Here is a 3614-nt window from a genome sequence, read left to right as displayed (position 1 = left end):
CGGGCAGCCGTGACGAGTCCTCGCAGGCCGAGACGCGGGCCCTGGCCTCGGCCCTCAAGAGGGTCCTCGGGGTACCGGTGTCCGCCGGGTTCGCCTCCGCGGCCACTCCGACCGTCGCCGACGCGATCACCGGGTTCAGGGAGCGGGGTCATCGCCGGGTGGCCGTGGCGACCCACCTGCTGGCGCCCGGGTTCTTCGCGGACCGGATCGCGGCGGCCGGCGCGGACGTGACCTCACCGCCGCTCGGCGCGAACCCGGAGATAGTCGATCTGATTGTCCGGTTATACCTGGAGAATTCGACGGATTTAATCCGCTGACCGGCCCGACTGTTCTCGATCCCATAATAAACGGATCACTTATCGAGAATGGCCGGCAAATGTGACCGGGCATAATTTCCCGGTGCTGGTGCATACTGTTGTGTAGTAGTGGTCGCACCTAGCTAGGAGAATCAATGGCTCAGCAATTCCAGGTCAGGTACATCGATGACATCGACGGAACGGAACTGGGCGAAGAGGCCAATTCCATCTCGTTCGCCTTCGAGGGCAAGGAATACTCCATCGACCTGAGCGACGAGAATGCCGACGCCTTCCGTGAGGTGATGGCCCCGTACATCGACGCAGGTCACCCCGTGACCGGAAGCAAGAGCAAGCCGGCGCGCAAGGCCGCCGCCAAGTCCGGCTCGGGCGATACCAAGGCCATTCGCGAATGGGCGCGGGAAAACGGCTTCGAGGTCTCTGATCGCGGCCGCATCCCGGCCGACGTGATGGAGGCGTACGCCGCCGCCAACTGATCGCACGCGCGAGGGCCCGCATCCCCGGGAGACGGGGTGCGGGCCCTTCCGTGTATTGGCATGTAGCACCGGTTGGAGGACGGAAGTCGCGACCTCACCGCCGTCGAGCCGCGGGAATTGTCCGCCGGATGAGTTCGCTCAGAGTCGCGTGATCGGCTCATCCAGGTGCGAGAGAGCGCCGGCGACGAGTCCTGCACGGATTCCGGCGTAGTTGGCACTCCGGAGCGGAGCCATCTCCGCCGCGACCGTTATCGCGCGGTCGAGCACCGCGTCCGCCTCGGCCGCCTCATGGGCTATCCCGGCCGCGATCGCCTCGTCCGCCGCATAGCGCTTGGAGGTGAGCATGGCCGTGCTCGCCACCGTGTGGGGCAGCCGGGTGGTGATGAGCGCGTTCATCCCCGGAGGGAACGGCATCCCCAGCTGCGCTTCGGGCAGGTTCCAGAATCCGCGGTCGGCGCGCATGACGCGGTGGTCGTGGGACAGGGCCAGCATCGCCCCGGCTCCGAACGCGTGCCCGTTGACCGCGGCCACCGTGGGTAGCTCGAGCCGCAGGACCCGGGCGAACACCCGCTGGGCCCGCGAGACATAGGCGGGCAGGCCGGCGGGATCGGAGGCGATCACCGTCAGGTCGAGACCGTTGGAGTAGAACTTCCCCGCCCCGGTCGTGACCAGGGCCGCCGGCCCCTCGGACGCCTCGACCTCGTCGAAGGCGGCATCGAGGGAGTCCAGGAAGTCGGGGGAGAAGGCGTTGTCCGGGGCGTCCGCGGGGTTCTCCGGCTCGGAGAAGCGGAGGACGAAGACGGACTCGTGACGGCTCAGTGTGGGCATGGGCTCCAGCGTAGATCCCCGGCAACGCCGTCACGGCAGGTGGGACACCGTTGTCACGCCCGTCCACCGCGCCCCGCGTGGGGGCCGGGAGTCCCGTGTGATGGCGGTGGGATCACACCGTTCCGCTGGACACGCCACGGCGTTGTGACGCGATGGCGACGTCGTCGTCGTACCCTGCCCGGGTGACCCGTTCCCCCTTCCGCGCGACCACCGGCGCCCCACCCCACGCCCAGTACGACGAGGCCCTCCGGCTGGGGATCCTGAGGGAGGCCACGCGCAGGCTCCGGGGAGCGGCGCCGGAGCAGCTCGGACTGCGGCCGCTGGCCGCCTCGCAGGGCACCTCCACCACGGCCATCTACACGATGTTCGGGGGCAAGTCCGGCTTGCTCGCCGCGGTCGCGGAGGAGGCGGATCGCATGCTCGCCGACGCGCTGCGGGAGTCGCTGCGTCACGACAGTGTCGAGACCGACATGCGCTCCCTGTGCCGCGCCTACCGCCGGTGGGCGCTGGAGAACCAGGGGCTGTACGCGCTCGTCGTGGGGGAGCCCGTCCGCTCACCCCGCGTCGGCGCCGACCGCCGCGACCCGCAGTCGCGCGACCCGCAGTGGAGGGAACCGCTGCTGGAGATCGTCGACGCGCTGGTGGACGAGGGGGTCTTCCGGGCCACCGACGTGCACGAGGCGGCCACCGCGATCTGGGCCTCGCTCCACGGGGTCGTGTCACTGGAACTCAGCGTGTGGCGTGAGTCGCCGAGCGCCGAGCAGTACTTCGAGACGCAGCTCGCGGCCATCCTGCGGTCCTGGGCCGCCGCCGGCGGCGCCCGCCCGGCCTCAGCCGCCGGACCCGCAACCTCTTCTATCGGAATGGTGGGCTGACCTCATGAGCGAGCGTTCGTTCTTCACCCTCGACGAGTCGGGGGCGTACATCCCCACCAGGTACGCGCGCAGCGCCTGGTCGGAGACCATGGTCAACGGGCCCGCGGTCGTGGTGGCATCGGCCCGTGCGCTCGAGGCCGAGCACGGGGCGGAGGGGTTCCAGCCCGCCCGGCTCACCGTGGACCTCTTCGCGCCTGTCCGCACCGAGCCGTTGGTCGCGGTGACGGAGGAGGTCCGGGCCGGCAACCGCATCCGGGTCGCGGACGTCCGCATGCTCCAGGGCGGAAAGCTGGTGGCCCGCGGCACCCTCGTGCAGTTGCGCCGCGGCGAGCAGCCACCGGGAAATGTGTGGCGCTCGGGACGACGGGTGGGGGCCCCGCCGGAGGCGGACCCCACCGAGAACCGGCCGGGGTCGAACGTGTTCTTCGGCAGCGGCGACGAGGGGGAGGCGTGGAGTCGCGACATGAGCGCGCACCAGAACGACCAGCGCAAGCGGTTCTGGCTGCATCCACTGGACGTGGTGGCCGGTGAGGCCGCGACCCCGTTCCAGCGGGCCGTGACCCTGGCCGAGTCCACCAGTCTCATGTCCCACTGGGGCGACGAGGGCATCGGTTTCATCAACGCCGATCTCACCGTGGCGCTGGCCCGCCTGCCCCGTTCGGGCGACATCGGCATCGAGGCCGACGAGCACCTCAGCGACGCCGGGGTGGCGGTGGGCAGCGCCTCGCTGTTCGACCGCGACGGCGTGTTCGGCACCGGAACCGTGGTGGCGGTGTCCAACGCGGGACGGCAGATCGACTTCACCCGCCGTAGGGCGGGCACGGAGGACAGCGGATCGATCGGATCGAACGAGGCGGCGACGCGCGTATGAGCGCGAGGTTGACGCGGGAGCGGATGCTCGACGCGATCGAGGCCCAGGTCGGTCTGGTGCGGTTCGCGCTCGCCGGCGGCGGCGACTCGGCAGCCGTCGACCTGGCTGCTCCTGTGCCGTCGTGCCCGGAGTGGACGGTGCACGACCTCGTCACCCACCTCGGCGCCGTCAACCGGTGGGGCGGCGTCACGGTGCGCGACGGGAACCCGCACGAGCGCTCGCGGGGCCTGGGCGAGGCCATGAAGTCCGC

At 70.4% G+C, this 3614-nt stretch carries 6 protein-coding genes; 5 read left to right on the top strand and 1 reads right to left on the bottom strand.

From position 1 onward, the window contains the following. Positions 1–317 (top strand): CbiX/SirB N-terminal domain-containing protein (locus G6017_RS01990; protein ID WP_277819562.1); only part of this gene is annotated, 317 nt, incomplete at its 5' end. Positions 318–451: 134 nt separating this feature from the next. Further along, complete coding sequence (locus G6017_RS01985) at positions 452–790, top strand: histone-like nucleoid-structuring protein Lsr2 (protein ID WP_182615654.1); 339 nt, start codon at positions 452–454, stop codon at positions 788–790. 138 nt (positions 791–928) lie between these two features. Here G6017_RS01985 and G6017_RS01980 read toward each other — a convergent pair whose 3' ends face one another. Continuing rightward, positions 929–1618, bottom strand: a complete 690-nt coding sequence (locus G6017_RS01980; RefSeq protein ID WP_182615652.1) for an enoyl-CoA hydratase/isomerase family protein — start codon at positions 1616–1618, stop codon at positions 929–931. Between the two features lie 182 nt (positions 1619–1800). Between G6017_RS01980 and G6017_RS01975 the strand changes: the two genes are divergently transcribed. The 3 genes from G6017_RS01975 to G6017_RS01965 all read left to right on the top strand — a co-directional run. Next, positions 1801–2493, top strand: a complete 693-nt coding sequence (locus tag G6017_RS01975; protein WP_347237925.1) for a TetR/AcrR family transcriptional regulator — start codon at positions 1801–1803, stop codon at positions 2491–2493. Positions 2494–2497: 4 nt separating this feature from the next. Beyond that, entirely contained in the window at positions 2498–3364 is an 867-nt protein-coding gene (locus tag G6017_RS01970; protein ID WP_182615649.1) for an acyl-CoA thioesterase domain-containing protein, read from the top strand. Further along, on the top strand, positions 3361–3614 hold a 254-nt coding region (locus G6017_RS01965), incomplete at its 3' end, for a maleylpyruvate isomerase N-terminal domain-containing protein (RefSeq protein WP_241731331.1). The genes G6017_RS01970 and G6017_RS01965, both read left to right, overlap by 4 nt.

It is taken from the genome of Dietzia sp. B44, assembly GCF_014145245.1.
In the GTDB taxonomy this organism is placed as follows: Bacteria; Actinomycetota; Actinomycetes; order Mycobacteriales; family Mycobacteriaceae; genus Dietzia; species Dietzia natronolimnaea.
Note: the sequence above shows the minus strand (reverse complement) of the source record. Positions and strands in the feature narration are given on the sequence as shown.

Bases quoted from the DNA above. Each gene is read 5' to 3' on its own strand.
- G6017_RS01985 (WP_182615654.1), top strand. From the start codon at position 452: ATGGCTCAGCAATTCCAGGTCAGGTACATCGATGACATCGACGGAACG.
- G6017_RS01980 (WP_182615652.1), bottom strand. From the start codon at position 1,618: ATGCCCACACTGAGCCGTCACGAGTCCGTCTTCGTCCTCCGCTTCTCC.
- G6017_RS01970 (WP_182615649.1), top strand. From the start codon at position 2,498: ATGAGCGAGCGTTCGTTCTTCACCCTCGACGAGTCGGGGGCGTACATC.